This window comes from Rurimicrobium arvi (genome assembly GCF_039540495.1).
GTDB lineage: Bacteria > Bacteroidota > Bacteroidia > Chitinophagales > Chitinophagaceae > Rurimicrobium > Rurimicrobium arvi.
The window spans coordinates 1,266,322-1,284,730 of record NZ_BAABEZ010000022.1 but is presented as its reverse complement, the minus strand read 5'-3'; the positions used below and the strand labels follow the sequence as shown (position 1 = coordinate 1,284,730).

At 48.5% G+C, this 18,409-nt stretch carries 17 protein-coding genes; 8 read left to right on the top strand and 9 right to left on the bottom strand.

From position 1 onward, the window contains the following. Nucleotides 1-9: 9 nt before the first annotated feature. From ABD846_RS12400 to ABD846_RS12390, 3 genes are read right to left on the bottom strand one after another with little or no spacing between them, the layout of a single operon-like run. Nucleotides 10-795: a sensor histidine kinase gene (locus ABD846_RS12400; protein WP_344827441.1), complete on the bottom strand. Its 786-nt coding sequence runs from the start codon at nt 793-795 to the stop codon at nt 10-12. Then, complete coding sequence (locus ABD846_RS12395; protein ID WP_344827438.1) at nt 780-1,427, bottom strand: hypothetical protein; 648 nt, start codon at nt 1,425-1,427, stop codon at nt 780-782. The genes ABD846_RS12400 and ABD846_RS12395 overlap by 16 nt, the downstream gene beginning before the upstream one ends. Continuing rightward, on the bottom strand, nt 1,393-2,349 hold the full coding sequence (locus ABD846_RS12390; RefSeq protein ID WP_344827435.1) for a hypothetical protein: 957 nt from the start codon (nt 2,347-2,349) through the stop codon (nt 1,393-1,395). The genes ABD846_RS12395 and ABD846_RS12390 overlap by 35 nt, the downstream gene beginning before the upstream one ends. A 204-nt stretch (nt 2,350-2,553) precedes the next feature. On the opposite strand from ABD846_RS12390, the gene pyrF reads away from it, so the two are divergent. The 7 genes from pyrF (at nt 2,554) to ABD846_RS12355 (ending at nt 10,596) form a co-directional block, all read left to right on the top strand. Continuing rightward, nucleotides 2,554-3,354 carry an orotidine-5'-phosphate decarboxylase gene (gene pyrF, locus ABD846_RS12385; protein ID WP_344827433.1) on the top strand — a complete coding sequence of 267 codons (801 nt, stop codon included), beginning with the start codon at nt 2,554-2,556 and terminating at the stop codon, nt 3,352-3,354. Between the two features lie 146 nt (nt 3,355-3,500). Further along, on the top strand, nt 3,501-5,603 hold the full coding sequence (locus ABD846_RS12380) for a T9SS type A sorting domain-containing protein (protein ID WP_344827431.1): 2,103 nt from the start codon (nt 3,501-3,503) through the stop codon (nt 5,601-5,603). A gap of 84 nt (nt 5,604-5,687) precedes the next feature. Next, a complete protein-coding gene (locus ABD846_RS12375; protein WP_344827427.1) occupies nt 5,688-7,616 on the top strand; it encodes a cytochrome-c peroxidase in 1,929 nt (642 codons plus the stop codon). 10 nt (nt 7,617-7,626) lie between these two features. After that, entirely contained in the window at nt 7,627-7,995 is a 369-nt protein-coding gene (locus ABD846_RS12370) for a c-type cytochrome (protein ID WP_344827424.1), read from the top strand. A 63-nt stretch (nt 7,996-8,058) separates the two neighbouring features. Next, nucleotides 8,059-8,721: an outer membrane beta-barrel protein gene (locus ABD846_RS12365; RefSeq protein WP_344827421.1), complete on the top strand. Its 663-nt coding sequence runs from the start codon at nt 8,059-8,061 to the stop codon at nt 8,719-8,721. Nucleotides 8,722-8,730: 9 nt separating this feature from the next. After that, entirely contained in the window at nt 8,731-9,828 is a 1,098-nt protein-coding gene (locus tag ABD846_RS12360; protein WP_344827419.1) for a Nif3-like dinuclear metal center hexameric protein, read from the top strand. Nucleotides 9,829-9,834: 6 nt separating this feature from the next. Continuing rightward, nucleotides 9,835-10,596, top strand: coding sequence for a zinc ribbon domain-containing protein (locus tag ABD846_RS12355; protein ID WP_344827416.1), 762 nt, complete (start codon nt 9,835-9,837; stop codon nt 10,594-10,596). An 80-nt stretch (nt 10,597-10,676) separates the two neighbouring features. Here ABD846_RS12355 and ABD846_RS12350 read toward each other — a convergent pair whose 3' ends face one another. The 5 genes from ABD846_RS12350 to gldF form a co-directional block, all read right to left on the bottom strand. Further along, nucleotides 10,677-10,853: an HU family DNA-binding protein gene (locus ABD846_RS12350; protein ID WP_344827413.1), complete on the bottom strand. Its 177-nt coding sequence runs from the start codon at nt 10,851-10,853 to the stop codon at nt 10,677-10,679. 26 nt (nt 10,854-10,879) lie between these two features. After that, a complete protein-coding gene (gene clpX, locus ABD846_RS12345; RefSeq protein WP_344827411.1) occupies nt 10,880-12,139 on the bottom strand; it encodes an ATP-dependent Clp protease ATP-binding subunit ClpX in 1,260 nt (419 codons plus the stop codon). Between the two features lie 92 nt (nt 12,140-12,231). Continuing rightward, nucleotides 12,232-13,335 (bottom strand): hypothetical protein, encoded by a 1,104-nt coding sequence (locus ABD846_RS12340; RefSeq protein ID WP_344827408.1) that lies wholly within the window; start codon nt 13,333-13,335, stop codon nt 12,232-12,234. A gap of 14 nt (nt 13,336-13,349) precedes the next feature. Next, nucleotides 13,350-15,098, bottom strand: coding sequence for a gliding motility-associated ABC transporter substrate-binding protein GldG (gene gldG / locus ABD846_RS12335; RefSeq protein ID WP_344827405.1), 1,749 nt, complete (start codon nt 15,096-15,098; stop codon nt 13,350-13,352). 21 nt (nt 15,099-15,119) lie between these two features. Continuing rightward, nucleotides 15,120-15,869, bottom strand: a complete 750-nt coding sequence (gene gldF / locus ABD846_RS12330) for a gliding motility-associated ABC transporter permease subunit GldF (RefSeq protein ID WP_344827402.1) — start codon at nt 15,867-15,869, stop codon at nt 15,120-15,122. 159 nt (nt 15,870-16,028) lie between these two features. On the opposite strand from gldF, the gene ABD846_RS12325 reads away from it, so the two are divergent. Further along, complete coding sequence (locus ABD846_RS12325; RefSeq protein ID WP_344827400.1) at nt 16,029-17,072, top strand: hypothetical protein; 1,044 nt, start codon at nt 16,029-16,031, stop codon at nt 17,070-17,072. Nucleotides 17,073-17,128: 56 nt separating this feature from the next. Here the strand turns inward: ABD846_RS12325 and ABD846_RS12320 are convergent, their stop codons facing one another. Next, the gene (locus tag ABD846_RS12320; protein ID WP_344827397.1) at nt 17,129-18,409 is read right to left on the bottom strand and encodes an anthranilate synthase component I family protein; all 1,281 of its coding nucleotides are present in this window, start codon (nt 18,407-18,409) and stop codon (nt 17,129-17,131) included.

Here is an 18,409-nt window from a genome sequence, read left to right as displayed (position 1 = left end):
GCCAGATTGTCAGAGCGGCATCTGGATAAACACCCTGGTGCCTGCTGCATTCCCGTGATTGTCAAACAGATCGGTTATCACCACCTGGGTTTCCTCGTCATTGTCCTTTTTGTTCATTCTGCTCACGCGTTCCTCATTGATACGTGTGGCAAGCGACTGATGCTGTTTGCTGCGTTGCTGGTTGATAACAGCAGATGCAGCACGTCCTATACCGTTGTCTTCGATCACGATTCTGAGGAGTTCTTTGTCCGTGTCTTCTTCAAAACGTATGCTCAGTTCTCCCGGAGTATCGCGATGCATCAGGCCATGCCATATTGCATTCTCTACATAAGGTTGCAGGAACATCGAAGGAATCTCCAGGAAATCCAGATCCATTGCTTCGTCGTGGGTGATGGTCCAGCGTACTTTATCTTTAATCCGCAGCGATTCCATTTCCAGGTAGAGTTGCAGGGTCTGTATCTCGAAACGCAATGAGTTACGGTCGCTGCGGGCCTGTTCCAGGTTATTCCGGATGAGCTTGGAGAACTTTCCCAGATAAGCCGAAGCCGCTTCCGATTCATGCTTTTCGGTCAGCAGCCGGATGGAGTTAAGGCAATTGAATATAAAATGCGGATTCATCTGCGCACGCAGGGATGCGAGCTCCACACGGTTCAGTTCGTTCTCGTATCTGACTGCTTTGAGATCACCTTCTATTTTCCTTTTACGCGCAAGCAGGATCACGATCACCGCGCCTGTGATCAGCAGGAAAATAATGCCTGCCATCGTCAAAATTCCTAATGCTACCTGCGAGTACATACCGCTCTCTGACTTTCTTTTTTTGCAAGTAACAAACAAATGATCATAAAAATGCCCTTAAGATTTGAAAATCCAAGTACAAGGATGTCTGCCAGCCGCTCATCCGCGGGGCGTGATTCTTTCACGAAGTAGTGAAGCACGGACCAGTAATGTGCACTGCAGCCATAAAAGAATATGATACCCAGCGATACGTACAATACCGGTTGTTTCAGAAAATTGCCATCTGTGGAAATCGCCGTGCGGTAGAGAATGACAAAAAACTGCATGACGAGCAGCAGGGCATGTACTCCGAAAAACAGCGAGAGAAACTTATCAGGGCCTACCTGGTACAGATTAAATACCCATGCAGCAATTGCAATGGGTATTCCTGCCAGGTAGGCCTTTTTATTTTGATCATAGGTGAAGCAGAAAAAAGAAAGGACGATGTAAGCGCAGATTCCGTATACCGAAAATAAAAACGTGTTCAGTATATGGAATTCGTTCATAACCGATCCGCTGATCTCCGCTACGCCCGTAATAATAGCGTATACTGCCAGAAGCCTGTATTGTTTTGAAAGCTTCGGGAATAAAAAGAGTGCTATAAACAGTCCTACTGCATCAACGCCCAGAGTGGTGAGGATTTTCGTAAACACTGTTAGGGTCTTTTAAAATGTTGATGATGTCGCAATGTGTCGGACAATTGGTTGAATAATCTGCCCCGTCTCCGGTAAAGGTATTGATAGCCGGACTATTCTGACCGATTTTATAATTCACGACAACGTGCATTTTGAAATTCCCCTGAGGTTCCATCTGATTAGCCGCAATCGTAAAATTGATGCGGTCAGCCATAGACGGCGTTGTGACATTGGCGCAATACATACCGAAGATTTCCTGGAATGTCATGATCATAGAACGGGTGTCTCCGTCAGGACCGTCCGAGTTGATAAACGTATGGATCTCCGGGTTTGCCGGATGGTCGATATAAATAGGACTCATCGGACTGCAGAGCGAATTCACAAGTTCCAGTGCCGATGCCGAATCCAGCACGATCATGGAAGCGGACGGTTGCGATTTGAAATAAGAGCAACTGCTCGTTATCGTACAAAGGTTGGAATCCTCGGCCGTTGGCTTTAATACCACCGGTTCAAAAATCAGCAGCACTTTTTTGCCATCCATACCCACGCTCATTTTTAAAGCTGCATAATCATAGCTCGGATTGTAACCCAGCGACTGGTTTTGTTTGAGCAGATTATACATGTCCACCAGGTCCTGCACACGCAGCGACTGATTCGGGGTGTCCAGTTCGATCGTCTGCTGGTTGGCCCTATACTTGTAGTAAGTGAAGAAGTTAGCCACACCTGAGTCCAGTTCCGATATAGTGTACAGATACCGGTTGCTGTCTGCTGCGTAAGACAAATAGAAATCAATAGGCTTTTCGCCCTGGGGAATAGAACAGATCGCCGTCGGACCTTTAGGTGGTTTGGGGTGTTTGGGGCCTCCGTCTCCATGACAGGAAGCGATCAGTGCTGCTCCGGCAGCGATTAACATCAATCGGGAAAACATTGCTACACGCATATACAGGTTTTTTTACGGCCGCAAATTACTCCCATAAAAATAAAAAACCCATTATTTACCGTATAAATTGCTATCAATCGATGAGAAAAGTATATGTTTTTACTAAAATAATTGTTTTTTCAAATTGGTTATCAGGCCGTTGCTATAGTTTATTACGCTGAAATACATATGGAAACCAGCGGGAACGGTGTAACTTGCGGCGATATGAAAAGAGCTGAAATTGTTTCCCAGATCCATCAGAAAAAATCTGTGTTATGTGTAGGCCTGGACACTGATCTGACAAAGATTCCGTCCCATTTGCTGCAGGAAGAAGACCCGGTTTTTGCATTCAATAAGGCGATCATCGACGCCACGCAGGAGTTTGCCGTATCCTACAAGATCAACACGGCTTTTTATGAAGCTCAGGGCCTCAAAGGCTGGCAAAGTCTGGAGCGTACGCTGGCTTACATCCCGCGGAATATTTTCACCATTGCAGATGCAAAACGTGGCGATATCGGCAATACTTCCACCCAATATGCGAAGACTTTTTTTGAAACCTATGAATTCGACAGTGTGACCATTGCCCCTTACATGGGTAAAGACAGTGTCGCTCCTTTTCTGGAATTCCGCGATAAATGGGGGATTGTATTGGGTATTACCTCCAACGAAGGCAGTCTGGACTTTCAGCATCTCCTGGTGGATGGAAGACCATTGTATGAGCATGTGCTGGAAAGAGTGGCCTCCTGGGGTACTCCGGAAAATATCATGTTTGTGGTAGGTGCGACCCGCAAAGAACAACTGGCCCATGTAAGAAGCCTTTGTCCCGATCATTTCTTTCTGATACCGGGCGTGGGTGCACAGGGTGGAGACGTGGACACCGTTTGCCGGAATACGCTGAACAGCGATGCCGGTGTGCTGATCAATGTTTCGCGCGGTGTGATTTATGCCGGTAACGACGAGCATTTCGCAGAAGCCGCTGCCGCTGCTGCAAGGCAATACCAGAAGGAGATGAGCGTTTACCTGTAGCGAACCGCAGATAAAATATTGCAGCCGGACACACGTCCGGCTTTTTTATTGCAGCTCGTTTACATTTCCTTCATGCTATTGTCATCATGCGTTAACTATTTGGCAACATTCGGACTTGAATTTTGTGGCAAATAATGAAACGACAAATGAAAAAAGCTGTACTTGCTGCAATGTGTCTTCCGCTGTTACACGCGGCAGAAGCCAATGCCCAGACGGTAGTGAAAGGCCCCAGCTCTTCCTCCGCTCCTTATGTGCTGCCGGTTGCTCCCGGCGTGAAAATTACCTCTGTTCTGACAGTAGGCGACACCATCTCCGGCTACCGTATGACGGGTATTCCGGACGGACTCGGTGCGTTCGATAACAATGACGGTACATTTACCCTGCTCATGAACCATGAGCTCGGAAAGACATCCGGCACCACACGTGCACACGGTTCTACCGGCACCTTCGTATCCCGCTGGATCATCCGTAAATCTGATCTGAAAGTATTAAGCGGCAGCGATCTCATGCAACGTGTGAATCTCTGGAACGTAGCAGCCGGAAGATATTTCACTTACTATTCTTCCGCACCGTCTGCATCAGCGGCATTCGACCGTTTTTGTTCCGGTGATCTGGCACCTGTTTCCGCATATTACAATGCTAAAACAGGTAAAGGAACACTTGCCCGTATTTATATGAATGGTGAGGAAACAGGCGCGGAAGGCCGCGCTATGGCGCACGTGGCTTCCGGTCCCGATGCCGGTTCTTCTTACGAAGTACCCCGCCTCGGTAAAGCGTCCTGGGAAAACTTTGTGGGTCACGGATATGAATCAGATTCAACGGTGCTCATCGGTATGGATGATGCCACCCCGGGCCAGGTGTACGTATATATAGGCGCAAAAACCAACAGCGGTCTGGAAATTGAAAAGGCCGGACTTACCAACGGTAAACTGTTCGGTATTGCCGTGTCCGGTCTCGCTGCAGAATCCGGTTCCTCTGTTCCCACTCCGGGCACAGCGTTCTCGCTTGTGGATCTGGGCGATGTCTCTTCCATGACAGGTGCTACGATCAACACAAACAGTAATTCACTGGGTATAACCACCTTCCTGCGTCCTGAAGACGGATCATGGGATCCTGCCAACGACAGCGTTTTCTACTTCAACACCACCAACTCACTTACCGGCCCGAGCCGTTTGTGGAAACTGCAATTCACTAATCCTGCCAGTCCTTCTCTGGGTGGTAAGATCACTGCTGTTCTGGACGGAACCGAAGGTCAGAAAATGATGGACAACCTTACAGTGGACCATTTCGGTCATGCATTGATCGTTGAGGACGTAGGTAACAACGTACACCTCGGTCGCGTAATGCAGTACGATTTTGCAAAAGATACACTCACTGTCCTGGCTCAGCACGACTCAGCCATGTTCCTGTCCGGAGGTTCCAAATACCTCACTCAAGATGAAGAAGCTTCCGGTATCCTCGATGTACAGGAAATTCTCGGAGCAGGTATGTACCTGTGCGCAGATCAGGCGCACTATTCAATCGCAGGCGAACTGGCAGAAGGTGGTCAGCTGTTTGCATTGTTCAATCCGGATTCGTACAACGCGAACCCCGAAATCAGCATCAGCGGTAACGGTCTGAACATCAGCAACGGCGACCTGTTCCCTACTTCTATGGATAATACCGATTTCGGAAATATCGATACAGGTATGACCGTTACAAAAGCATTCTATGTGAAAAATGCGGGCCCTGCAGCGCTTAAAGTAAGCGGTGTAAGCTTTGGCGGTGCACACGCCGGAGACTTCTCCCTGACAGCTCCGGCTACTTTCCCGGCAACAGTTGCTGCCGGCGATTCACTGCGACTGAACGTGAAGTTCGCTCCTATGGTCGTAGGACTGCGTACGGCGTCTATCCAGATCAACAGTAACGACTTCGACGAAAAAGTATATAGCTTCTCGCTTCAGGGTGTGGCGCTGAACAATCGTACGAGTGTTGCCGGCCTGACTGCCGATGCTTCTTTCCTGAAATTGTTCCCGAATCCTACCGGTGACGCTGCTACCGTTTCCATCAGCCTTAAAAAGGCAGAGCATTACGAATTCACGATCGTGGATATGAATGGTCGCCAGGTAATGGAAACCGTATCCCGCGATCTGAATGCAGGAGACAATCAGGTGCACATCAATACATCAACACTGCCGAACGGCAACTATATCGTGCGTGTAGCTTCCGCTAACCAAACCGTAAGCGTTAAGATGGTGATCGCACACTAAGTAGAATTATTCTGTTTGTAAAATGAAAATTTATCCGTGGGAGCGCCTTTTCAGGTGCTCCCGTCCGGATTTTCAGAACATGCTATGAGTGTAAAGAAATTAATTGTACTGGTCTTGCTGACACTGCTTATAGGTGGTGCTTTTTCGTTTAAGCCGGCTAAGCCGGAAGGAGCGTATCACACGCTTTACCGCGCACGTATGGATTCTTTGCATACCTGCCTCAGCGGACTGCTCCGTATCAGCGACACGATTGACTATACAAGTGAGCAGGGTAGGGACGCGTTGAAGCAGGCCATCCGTCAGTGTCGCATCGTGATGAAACGTTGCGATATCTGGCTGCGCTATATGGAACCGCTTGCACAAAAGCAGATCAATGGCCCGCTGCCGGTGGAATGGGAGACAGAGGTGTTCGAAAAATTTGAAAAGCCTTACCGCAGAGAGGGAGCAGGATTGTTATTGGCCGAACAATACCTGGACGGTGAGCTGGTGGTACGCGACACATTCAGACAGCTGATTGCACGTGCCGTTAGCGCGTCGCAGGTGTATCTCCACGACTCCATATTACAGCGCACGGCAGAGTTTGATCATTTCCTGTTCTGCAATCGCCTGCACCTGCTGAATCTGGCATCATTGTACACCACAGGTTTCGAAAACGCAGACCCCGGCCAGGTAATTCCGGAACTGCACATGATGATGAGCGCGATGCAGTCCGTTTATCAGCATTACAACGAAACCTATCCTTCCGAGGCTTTGTCCGGCGAGTATATCGACTTATACCGACGCGCGGTATCATTTGTGTCAGCACAGCCCGGAGATATTACCTTATTCGATCACTATACCTTCCTGCGTGATTATATCAACCCCTTATACCGTCTGAACGCAAAGCGTATCAGGGAAACACACGCGGTAAGCCACAGTACACTGGACTATGCGCTCAATAAGACAGCGGAGTCGATATTTGATAAGCAGCTGTATGAGGGTCAGTCTGTAAAAGGCATTTATGTAAATGTTACCGATGAAGACGTGCTCGCGAAGATCGATAAGGTGGGTAAGCTGCTGTTCTTCGATCCGATACTTTCCGGTAATGGGGAACGCTCCTGCGCGTCTTGTCATAAGTCGGACCAGTTCTTCACGGATACAACGGCTGCCACGCCGGAGCAGTTTGATCATAAAGGCTTCCTGAGCCGCAATGCTCCCTCCCTGATCAATGCGCAATACAATCATCTTGCAATGGCCGATGGATCGCACATCACGCTGCAGGATCAAACAGTGGGAGTGCTGACCAACCCGGACGAAATGAGCGGCAATGTTGCCGACATAGTATCCCGTGTACTGTCCTGCGCTGAATACAGACGTATTTTTGAATCGCTGTTGCCGTACACGCCGCATTTGAAAACGGTTTCCATAGAGCATATCAGTTCTGCACTCACGTACTATTACGGTAAATTCAGCGAAGCTTCCGCACCATTCGATCTGGCAATGGATCAAAAGACACAGTTGCACGATGATGCGCGTAAAGGGTTCAACCTGTTTATGGGAAAAGCACAGTGCGCCACCTGCCACTTCGTGCCACAGTTCAACGGCGTGAAGCCTCCGTTTATAGGATCCGAATTTGAAGTGCTCGGCACCCCTTCCGATAAGGCTTATGCAGCTTTGAGCAAAGATCCCGGAAGATACAAAGTGAATCCCGCGCCTGAAACTATGCATGCTTTCCGCACCGGAAGTCTCCGGAACAGTATGCACACTGCGCCCTACATGCATAACGGCGTTTTCCGCTCGATGGACGAGGTGATCGATTTCTATGACTTCGGCGGCGGGCAGGGACACGGTCTGGACGTGCCGAACCAGACGCTGTCGGCAGACTCATTACATCTTACCGCAAATGAAAAGCAACTGCTTAAGGCATTTCTGCACTCGCTTACAGAATCGGTGCAACCTGAGCGGGCACCGCATAAACTACCTGTTTCAGCAGACAATCGTTTTAAAACAAGAATTATTGGCGGACGTTACTAAACGCCGCTCTATGCAGATGATGAAAAAATACTGTACCCTGTTATTGCTCATTTCCGGCATTGCCGCATGTGCCACGCATAAACAAGTAATCGAATACCAGTTCCCAACCGCTATGAGTCCGTCTGTGAAAGCACAGTATGCGGACTTATGTGCGCAGGGCGCTGTTTTGTACGACCGGCATTGTTCCGGCTGCCATAACATCAAAGTAAAAGGGAAGACGATCATCCCCGATTTTACGGAAGAGAAAATGAACGGATATGCCATCCGCGTCGCGAACAGGACGCATGAAGAACATATGCCCGACAGCCTGGTGTCTGCAGAAGATCTGGGCCTGATCTCAACATTTTTCCTGTATAAGAAAAAGAATGCCGCGCGCTAACCCGTGCAATAATTGAGGTCACGGTCCGTTATTAGAGCCGCGATAATGACGTACCTTTCCCTCATGAAACGCATAGCTGCCGGTCTGATTTTGTTTTTTTGTGCCGCGTCTGATCTTCACGCGCAGGAAACCTATTTCAATAAAGCGGATTATGAACGCAAGGTTTTTTTCGGGTCGATCGTATTGGGCATGAATGCAGCACAGATAGACGGCGACACGTATTCCGGCTTTCATAAAGCCGGTTTGAATATGGGAGTAGGAGCATACACGCGCCTTAGCCCGAAATGGCTTGCAAATATTGAATTGCTGTATTCACAGAAGGGAGCGCGTCAGATCAACGTGTACGAGTCTCCGGCTGTAGGAACCATACCATTGGGCTACCGTGCACGACTGAATTATGTGGAGATCCCGCTCACCATTCAGTACCTGGTGTATCCGAAACTGCATCTCGGTGGCGGTTTGTCGTACAGCAGGCTCATCAGCGATAAGGAAGAGATCGACTCCTATACCGCTTATACGACACAAACCACAGAAGGTACTTTCCGCAAACAGGATATTAACTACCTCGTATCACTGCAATACCAGCTTTACGATAATCTTTTCGCGAGGGTACGCTACCAGTATTCCATGCTCAGCATCCGCGATGGCTCCAGAATTCCCGTCGATTTTCATTCCGGAAGTCAGTTCAATAATCTGTTCGCGTTTCATTTAATTTGCGTGTTTTAAAGCTGCCCTATGAAAATAAGTGAAGTCGTTGCTTTGTTCGGACAACATGCTCCGTTCCTCTATCAGGAATCTTACGATAATTCGGGCCTTCAGGTGGGAGATCCGGACGCGACCATAACCGGTGCCTTGCTGACCCTCGACGTGACAGAGCAGGTGTTGGATGAGGCAATTGCGCAGAACTGTAACCTGATCATCGCGCACCATCCGCTGATATTTTCGGGACTGAAGCAGCTCGCCGGCAAAAATTATGTGCAGAGAATAGTGGCCCGTGCTGTTAAAGCGGACCTTAATATCCTGGCGATACATACGAACCTGGACAATATGCATAACGGTGTGAATGCGGTGATCGCGCATCGTCTCGGATTGCAACAGTGCCGGATACTGCAACCCCGGAAAGGCGGACTCCTTAAGTTGTCCGTGTTGGTACCGGACACCCATCTCGAACCGGTTCGGGAAGCTTTGTTTGCTGCCGGCGCGGGAGCTATCGGGGATTACAAAGAGTGCTCGTTCCAGACAAAGGGCGAAGGCACGTTTCGTCCGGAGGCTGCTGCACAACCGTTTATCGGAACGTCCGGCGGCGAAAGAGAATCCGTGCAGGAAACAAAGGTCGAAGTGATCGTGCCGGTGCACCTGCAGTCATATGTTACCGCTGCATTGCGGGCTGCACACCCGTATGAGGAGCCTGCATTCGACTGGTTGGTTCCGGATCAACCTAACGCCCTTATCGGCGCTGGTATGATCGGAGAACTGGAAACGCCTCTGACGGAACAGGATTTTTTAAAAATGCTGAAAATCAATATGAAAGCAGAGGTTGTACGCCACACTTCTTTTTGCGGCCGTATGGTGAAGTGTGTTGCTGTTTGCGGTGGCTCCGGCAGCTTTCTGCTGAATGATGCCATACGCTCCGGTGCCGATGTGTTTGTAAGTGCAGATTTTAAATATCATCAGTTCTTTGATGCAGAGGGGCGTATCGTTATTGCAGACATCGGACACTATGAAACAGAACAGTTTACCCCCGAAATATTTAGTGACATACTTAAGAAAAAAAATGTTACCTTCGCCGTTCTTTTATCCACAGTGGATACCAATCCGATAAAATATTTTTAAAAAAATATGGCAACAGTCAAAGATTTTTCAATTGAAGAAAAATTGAGTGCAGTACTTACCCTGCAAAAAATCGATTCCAAAATCGATGAGATCAAAACGCTCAAAGGTGAACTGCCGATGGAAGTTAAGGATCTGGAGGATGAAATCGCCGGATTGCAGACACGTATCTCCAATATCGACACCGATATCGAGAATATCAACAATTACATCGGACAGCGTACCGAAGCTAAGAAGGATGCGATCGCGCTGGCTAAAAAATACGAAAAACAACAGGACAATGTAAAGAACAACCGCGAGTTCGAAGCATTGACCAAAGAAATTGAAATGCAGGAACTGGAGGCAAAATTGTGTGATAAGCACATCAAAGATGCCAACTTCGAACTGAAAGAGCGCATGGCGCAACGTACGCAGACAGAAGAGAAAGTTTCGATTGTGGAAGAAACGCTGAAAGCGAAAAAGAAAGAGCTCGAGAAGATCATCGTGGATACTGAGAAAGAAGAGAAAATGCTCACGGAGCTTTCCAATGAAGCAAAAGAGAAAGTCGATGAGCGTCTGCTCACTGCTTATGAGCGTATCCGCGGAAGCTATTCCAACGGACTTGCAGTAGTGCCTATTCATCGTGATTCATGCGGAGGATGCTTCAATGTGATCCCTCCCCAGCGACAATCAGAAATCCGCCAGCACAAAAAGATTATCGTTTGCGAACATTGCGGACGTATTCTGGTAGACGCCGAACTGGATGATAAAACAAAAGTAAATGCCGGTTAATCTGTAACCGACCGAAAATAAAAACACCCCGGATAGCAATGCTTCCGGGGTGTTTTATTAGGTGCTTTTTCCAAAGCCGGTTAGAATAATCCGTCGTCTTCAGTCTGTTGGTTTGAAGACAGGAAATTATCCACCACACCGTGCATCATCGGCGGTAATTTCTCTTTGATGAATTGTACCACGGCTTCTATTGCCTTTGCCGCCTGCTCTTCGTTAACGCCTGCGGTTTCAGTGATTTTTTTTATCAGGTCTTCCATGCCCGTTTATTTTAAGGTGTGAGAAATTATGCAGCAGAAATAAGTCCTAAGCGTCCGCCCTCAAGCTTGTCGATCGCGTATTCTTTGGACAGTGTAAATGATTTTTCGTTTTCTTCTGCAGATGGTAACTCATACATCGCATCGGTAAGGATCATTTCACAGATTGCACGCAGACCACGTCCGCCGAGTTTATACTGGATGGCTTTTTCAACCATGTAGTCCAGCGCATCGTCGGTAACGTCCAGTTTGATATGCTCGTAGTCGAACAGCTTTTTATATTGTTTGATCAGCGCATTTTTAGGTTCGGTGAGGATACGCTTCAGCGCATCGCGGTCCAGCGGATTCAGATAAGTAACAATCGGTAAACGTCCGAGCAGTTCCGGTATCAGTCCGAAGCTGCGCAGATCCTGTGCATTTACATATTGCAGCAGGTTTGCCCTGTCGATGTCGGTTGCAGATTTGATTGCGTTGTATCCGATGGCAGAAGATTGCACACGGCGGGCGATCATTTTGTCAATGCCTTCAAAGGCGCCTCCGCAGATAAACAGGATGTTCTGTGTGTTTACTTTCACCATCTTCTGATCGGGATGCTTGCGGCCTCCCTGTGGCGGAACAAGCACCTCACTGCCCTCCAGTAATTTCAGCATAGCCTGCTGTACACCTTCTCCGCTTACGTCTCTCGTAATGGAAGGATTGTCGCCTTTGCGCCCGATCTTGTCAATTTCATCAATGTATACAATGCCTCTTTCGGCAGCAGCCACATCATAATTGCAGCTCTGAAGCAGGCGCGACAGGATGCTTTCCACGTCCTCGCCCACATAGCCGGCCTCGGTAAATACCGTTGCGTCCACCACCACGAATGGCAGCTGCATGAGTCGCGCGAGCGACTTTGCGAGCAGGGTTTTACCGGTACCGGTTTCTCCCACCATTATGATATTCGATTTCTCGATCTCCACCTCATCCTGGCTTGGATTCATCAGGCGTTTGTAGTGGTTGTATACGGCAACAGCCATTATTTTTTTCGCCTCATCCTGACCGATCACATACTGATCCAGGAACGCTTTGATTTCTTTGGGTTTGTAGAGGTTGTGTTTGGCGAGGTCTGCAAAACGTTGCTTCTGATCTGCTTTCGGTTCTTCTTCTTCACCAAGCGTTTGTTTCAATACCAGGTAGGCGTTTTCGATGCAGGCATCACAAATGCTGCCGTCCATACCGGTAAAAAGAATATTTACATCCTCTTCTTTGCGACCACAGATCGCACATTTTCCCTGAGGTTTCTTTGACATAATCTGAATTAAATAATTGCGAAGGTACTTATCCGTGCATTTTGCGTCGTGGAGCAGTATCCCAAAATTTAGCCAAACCGGCGTCGCGGCTGTTATTTGGCGTATTGAACAGGGGCCTTTTTGTTGTTTAACGGAGTTTCCGGCTGCGTTGCGGGTTTTTCGGTCGCATTGCCTGTCTGGTAAAACTCATATGCTTTGCGGAAAAATTTCTCAAAGCTCAGACGCTGCAACAGCAAAGTGTCTTTTTGGATCAGATCCACCGCGTACAGACGTTCGATATCGGTAGGCCTGTTATTCGGATCGGTGGATGTCTGACTGGTAAGGTCTGCATAGCGGTCGTCTTTCTCGATCCAGTAAACGTCCAGGTCTTTCTTTGCGCCGGACTTAAGCGTCAGCGTGAGTCGTGCACGCAGTGTGGAATGACTGATGATCGAATCCAGGTGTTCTGCACCGTTCAGATGCCCTTCCGCATTCACGTTTCCGAACAGCGTAAGGAAAATGTTGGCACGTCCCTGGTTCAGTTGCGTTACGGTTTTACCCAGTTCCGGATCGATCTGCACGGTCGCCTTGCTGCCGCTGTTATCAATAGTAAACGAGTTCAGCGGATCGCCGGGATAGCTAACGGAAAACGAACGGATCTCATAGTCCGCCGCGTGGAACACCGAGCGGCTTCTCCATTCGGCTTCATCGGTGGTGTAGCGCGGAGTCAGGTAGCCTTCAAAACCGCGGATCTCCACGAGATACGGATCCTGGGAGCCTTCCATCAGCATATATGAGCCGTGGTAGTTAGGGCCCTGTCCGGCGACGTAGAAACAGCGGAGCTTTTTGCCGGACCTGTCGTACAATTCCACCTTCACACCCATGCCCGCCAGCAGCTTGATCACGCGATCGCGGTCTTTCTCCGGAACGGGGCTGAGCGCCGTCTGCTTGTTCAGGCAGGTGAGGATATTGATGATCTGGATCGGCATTGCCGGATATTTTTTATTCAGCGTCCAGGAATTGTCCGGATTGCGTTCGAGTAAAACGGAAACGCCGTTTGTTTCTGCAAGGAAAATGCGACCGATCGACGCGGTGTCTTTATATCCGAAGTCTGCATCTTTGCTGCTGTAAAGGTTATCGCTGTTCTGAAAAAAGAACCAGTAAACACCACAGCCGAGAATAGCCAGAACAACCAGGTAGACTAACGTTTTTTTCATTATTCTTTAAAAAATTAAGCCGACGGTTTTTCAAAACGTCTTTTACGGAAGAAAATGTAGGCAGAGGCAAATATCAATACAAGACCTATAGGCAAAGCAATATTGATCCATTGCCACTTGGTTTGCTCATCTTTTACACGTCCGCTATCCAGCAAACGCAGTTTTACATCTTTCGAGCGGCTTTCCAGCAGGCCGGAACGGTCTGTCAGGTACTCCATACAGTTGAGCATAAATGCTTTGTTCGAAAAGAAATTTCCGGTAAAGCGCCAGTAACCCATATCCATGGTACCCTCGCGCTGGGAATAATCGTTTTCAAAAACATCTCCGTCAGAAATGATGATCATTTTAGCTGGTGTATCGCACTGACCTTTGAACGGCATCTTGAGCGAATCGCGCAGCACGGCCAGGAAACTTGCAGGGAAGCGGTTGTTGAACGTGGATTTGAATTTTCCTTCCGCCAATACCGCTACCGGCTGATATCCCTTATTGAACAATTTGTTATCCGGTTTGTAGGCCATCATGCTCAGACTTACACGCGCAGGGTGGGGCGTTACGCGACTGTATTTGGACGATGCAAGCAGAACGGTTTTACGGATGTCGGGGTTGGCAATCGTATCGATGCTGCTCGTAAACATGGTTTTTACCGGATCGAGGTTATGCACGATCGGATGTTTGGCAGAAGGCATCAGCACCGGGAAATAGATCCAGGGGCGCAACTCGGCCTGCGGCTGGTCGCCCGTCATGCCTACCACAACAGGTATCGGGTTGCAATCCATGTCTTCGATCAGGTTCGCATTCACCCGTACTCCGCAGTTAAACAGCAGGTCGTCGAGATTTAAGGGTAATTCCTGTGTCAGGAATGATTCATTGCTGCCTTTCAGGCTATCCATTGTCGCTATCACTCCGTCCAGAGCCCAGAGTACCGAGCCGCCGCGCATCACAAACTGATCGATCTTGAATTTTTCTTTATCATCGAAGGCCGCACGGGGCTTATTGATGATGATCGCATCGAACAGACCGGTGCCTGGTCCTTTAATGCTCAGCTCCCCAGGCAGATAAAGGGTATCTACACGGTAAATAGTGGACAAGGTCATCAGCATATCGCGGGTCTGAGGGCCCAGCATCTCATCATGACCTACTATATAGGCGATCCTTGTCTGATCGGGGCGCGAAAGGAAGTTCAGCGCGCTCGCAAATTTGTATTCCAGCAGGGATTCGGAATAGTTCAGTACTTCCATCGGAGACATACCCTGACGGTCGTTTTCCAGGAGGTTGATCGGGAATTCCCTGCCTTTGTATTTTACCAGTGCACAGGGGAAGATAATTTTTTCGGAATAGCCTTCGTCCGTTTTCAGCTGAAGGTTGGTACCGTTGATTCCCTTTTTCGCAAGTGCCTGGAATATCGGCCCTTTTTCATCTTCCCTTTTACCTTCAAACGGATCGGAAAAACGGAATACGAGGTTTTTGCCGGCGATCTCTTTAAAATATGACAGACGCTCCCTGGTGGTTGCGGCCAGACGCTGAAAGCCCGAAGGTAATTCTCCTTTCAGGTATACTTCCACTACCGCAACCTCATCCATGTTTTTCAACAGGCGCTTGGTGGACGGGGACAATGTGAAGCGTTTCTCTTCTGTGAGGTCAATGCCGAAATGTAGCCGTGAAGCAATAAGATTCACGCAAATGAGTATTGCTGTAAGTAGGAGCAGGCGAACAGTCGCCTGACGTTGCTGGTTTTTTCTGGTGGAACTTCCTTGCTTTGCCATCTTCTTAGCGATGAAAATAAATTAACCCTGTTTTGCAGTATCCCATGTGCGACGGTTCAGTGACAGTTGCGTGAGGGAAATGAACAAAATAATGACAGACAGGAAATAGACAACGTCGCGCGTGTCTATAATACCCCTGCTGATGGAATTATAATGAAAGGACAGTCCTATCATCGCGAGGTAATAATCCGCGCCTGCATAAAAGGCAGGTATTTTACTTAATGCGTCAAAACCGGTATACAACAGGTAACAGGCAAATACGGCAACGAGAAAACCAACGATCTGGTTGCTGGTAAGCGATGAGCAGAACAGGCCGATAGAGGCAAAAGTAGCGGCCATGAAACCGAGTCCCACATAAGACCCGATAATGCCGCCTGTATCCAGATTGTGCGCTATTACGGAGAGATTACCTATGGTGTAGACGTAGATAAGCGTCGGGAACAGTGCGAAGCCTACCAGCAACAGTACGGCAAGGTATTTGCCCATGATGATCTGTAAGGAGGTGAGCGGCTTGGTAGACAGCCATTCGATTGTCCCTGAGCGGAATTCGTCCGGGAAAGCCCGCATCGTTACCGCCGGGATCAGGAACATCAGGAGCCAGGGTGCCAGCTCAAAATACTTATCCAGCGTGGCATATCCGTAATCCAGGATACTGGTTTGCGGGACGACCCACAGAATGAAGCCACAGGCCATCAGGAATACAATGACGGCTACATAGCCCACAACGGAGCTGAAAAAAGAGTTAATCTCTTTGACAAATATGCTGTACATATCCGGAAAGGAAATTTTCGAAGCGATGAGCCGCAAACCTACATGAAAATGCTGAGTTTTTTGCTGTTGCAGCACAATTGAAATGCTGGCTGTGCGTTTGTCTTTTCTGTAGGTGAATGTTATATCTTTGCTGTCCTTAAATACACCTTAAAAGGTATTATGAATAAAATTATCAGATGGGCCGGCGGCCTCGCTTGTATTGTGCTGGCTGCTTCGTGTAACGACAAACTGGAGATCGCAGCACCCTATAAGAATATCACCGTAGTGTATGGCTTGCTCGATATGACCGACTCCGCCCATTATATCAGGATCGAAAAGGCGTTCATGGACGGAAATCAAAGCGCGGTCGATATGGCAAAAGTGCCGGATTCAAGCTTCTATAATGCGCTGACTGTTTCTATGAAGGAATTCAATGCAGGAGGCACGCTTATCAATACCTATGCACTTTCCCGTGTGAACCTCGACAATGAGGGATATGCTAAAGATACCGGAGCTTTTTTCTCCACACCGAATTACGCCTATAAATTCAAAGGCCTGCTTAACTCAGGTAATACCTACCGCCTGATGATCTATAATACGGCCACGGGTGTGATGGATTCTGCGGAAACCAATGTGATCGACAGTAACACTGCCTCTTTCGGACTTACCGAATGGAAACTCGCTGCACAGACCATCTCGTTTGCGAGAGAATATACCTTCGACGGTGATAAACTGTATCAGAAAACCTATACGGTGAATGTGCCCAAAAACGCTTCCGTATTTCAGTTGTACCTCCGCTTCAACTGGGTGGATTCCAATATCGCGACCCACACGTCTGTAGCGCACTCAGCCGATTTTTCCACGTTCTATGCGTCCGGATCCAATACGCTTACGGTTACCAACCGGGATATCTACGATTTCCTGCGATCCACGCTCGGAGTTCCCTCCGACGCAAACCAATACCGGTACTTCGATTCCTGCGATATGATCTTATATGCTGCAGGCTCTGAATACAAACGCTATCAGGAGCTCAATCAGAATACCGGCGGGCTGACGGCTAACGAGATAAAACAGCAATACACCAATATCAAAGGAGAAAATGTAATGGGGCTGTTCTCCACCCGTGCGCATGTTCAGAAACTTCAGGTGCCTTTCTCGGATGATACAAAAGATTCTGTGGCGATCAACCGGCGCACAGCTGATCTGAATATCCGTTTCAGATAAGAATATAAATAAAAAAGCTGATTATTGGAATGGTTCCCGCAAGGGGACCATTTTTATTAGCGCGAAAAAATACCCTCAATGGCCGAAGCTTTCAGCCGGGTTTCTTCCCACTCCTGCAGCGCAACGCTGTCGTACGTAATAGCGCCCCCGGTCTGGTAGCCCAGTAGTCCCGTGTCTCTGTTATAAAACAGACTGCGGATCATCACGTTCAGGTCAAAATCACCATCTGGCGTAATATAGCCTAAGCTACCGGAAAACAGTTCCCTGCGCGTTGTTTCATAACGGTCTATCAATTGCATCACCTTTATTTTAGGTGCGCCGGTCATGCTGCCCATCGGAAACGTGCAGCGCAGGATGTCATAAAAGGAAACCTCTTTTTTCAGCGTCCCGCTTATCGTTGATATCATCTGATGCACTTTCGGAAAAGAATACAATCCGAAAAGCTCTTCAACGGTTACGCTGCCGGTTTCGCAGACACGGGCGAGATCGTTTCGCATCAGGTCGGTGATCATAACGTTTTCAGCGCGCTCTTTGATGCTCTCCGCCAATTGCTGTTTCGATATGGCATCCCGGATCGGGTCTGGGCTTCGGGCTGTGGTGCCTTTTATCGGTTGCGCAGTAAGGGTATCGCCCTGCCGGAGCAGGAAGCGTTCCGGAGACGCACAGATGGCATACAAATCGTGCCGTTTGTAAAACGCAGCAAAGGGATTGGGTGCTGCCCGGTTCAGCGAAAGGAATACCTGCAGTGGGTCCAGCTCAATAGATCCGGAACCGGTATTGCTGTTACAGAAATTGATTTCGTAACAATCACCTTCGCGGATATGCATCCTGAGCTGCTCCACGATCCGGATATAGGTATCACGATCGGGCTGTTGCTCCCAGGATATTTTCGGCAGCGGAGCGGGAAAAAAAGTGTCCGGTGTGCGGAGAATATCCGACAGCGTCTGTTCCGGCGCCGAGGAAAAGACTTGCAGCACCTGCGTGCCGCGCTCCACGAATACAAGTTCCGCCGGTACAAAAAGTTGTGCAGGCCTGAATCCGAAGCGCGCTTTGTGTTGCGACTCCATGCGTGCTTCCAGCCGATTTTTCAGGTCGTAAGACAAATGCCCCATTAGCCATTTACCGGATGGGTGGGCAATCGCAGGCAGGTCTTCAGCCTGATATATCTGGTCTGCACCTTTCCCGCAGATACATTCGTATCTGCCCTTGGTATGTGTATAGCCATTGCTATCTAAAAAAAGGAAAATGTTGCTTTGGTTAGCCCATTGCAACATTTTCCTTTTCAGTATATCCCAATCCGAGATATCGAATGAGTAGGATATAGATTTTGAACTCAA

Coding starts and splice junctions, on each gene's coding strand:
- ABD846_RS12325 (WP_344827400.1), top strand. CDS start 16,029: ATGAATAAAATTATCAGATGGGCCGGCGGCCTCGCTTGTATTGTGCTG.
- ABD846_RS12360 (WP_344827419.1), top strand. CDS start 8,731: ATGAAAATAAGTGAAGTCGTTGCTTTGTTCGGACAACATGCTCCGTTC.
- ABD846_RS12350 (WP_344827413.1), bottom strand. CDS start 10,853: ATGGAAGACCTGATAAAAAAAATCACTGAAACCGCAGGCGTTAACGAA.
- ABD846_RS12380 (WP_344827431.1), top strand. CDS start 3,501: ATGAAAAAAGCTGTACTTGCTGCAATGTGTCTTCCGCTGTTACACGCG.
- ABD846_RS12370 (WP_344827424.1), top strand. CDS start 7,627: ATGCAGATGATGAAAAAATACTGTACCCTGTTATTGCTCATTTCCGGC.
- ABD846_RS12400 (WP_344827441.1), bottom strand. CDS start 795: ATGTACTCGCAGGTAGCATTAGGAATTTTGACGATGGCAGGCATTATT.
- ABD846_RS12365 (WP_344827421.1), top strand. CDS start 8,059: ATGAAACGCATAGCTGCCGGTCTGATTTTGTTTTTTTGTGCCGCGTCT.
- ABD846_RS12375 (WP_344827427.1), top strand. CDS start 5,688: ATGAGTGTAAAGAAATTAATTGTACTGGTCTTGCTGACACTGCTTATA.
- pyrF (WP_344827433.1), top strand. CDS start 2,554: ATGAAAAGAGCTGAAATTGTTTCCCAGATCCATCAGAAAAAATCTGTG.
- ABD846_RS12340 (WP_344827408.1), bottom strand. CDS start 13,335: ATGAAAAAAACGTTAGTCTACCTGGTTGTTCTGGCTATTCTCGGCTGT.
- clpX (WP_344827411.1), bottom strand. CDS start 12,139: ATGTCAAAGAAACCTCAGGGAAAATGTGCGATCTGTGGTCGCAAAGAA.
- ABD846_RS12390 (WP_344827435.1), bottom strand. CDS start 2,349: ATGCGTGTAGCAATGTTTTCCCGATTGATGTTAATCGCTGCCGGAGCA.
- gldG (WP_344827405.1), bottom strand. CDS start 15,098: ATGGCAAAGCAAGGAAGTTCCACCAGAAAAAACCAGCAACGTCAGGCG.
- ABD846_RS12355 (WP_344827416.1), top strand. CDS start 9,835: ATGGCAACAGTCAAAGATTTTTCAATTGAAGAAAAATTGAGTGCAGTA.
- gldF (WP_344827402.1), bottom strand. CDS start 15,869: ATGTACAGCATATTTGTCAAAGAGATTAACTCTTTTTTCAGCTCCGTT.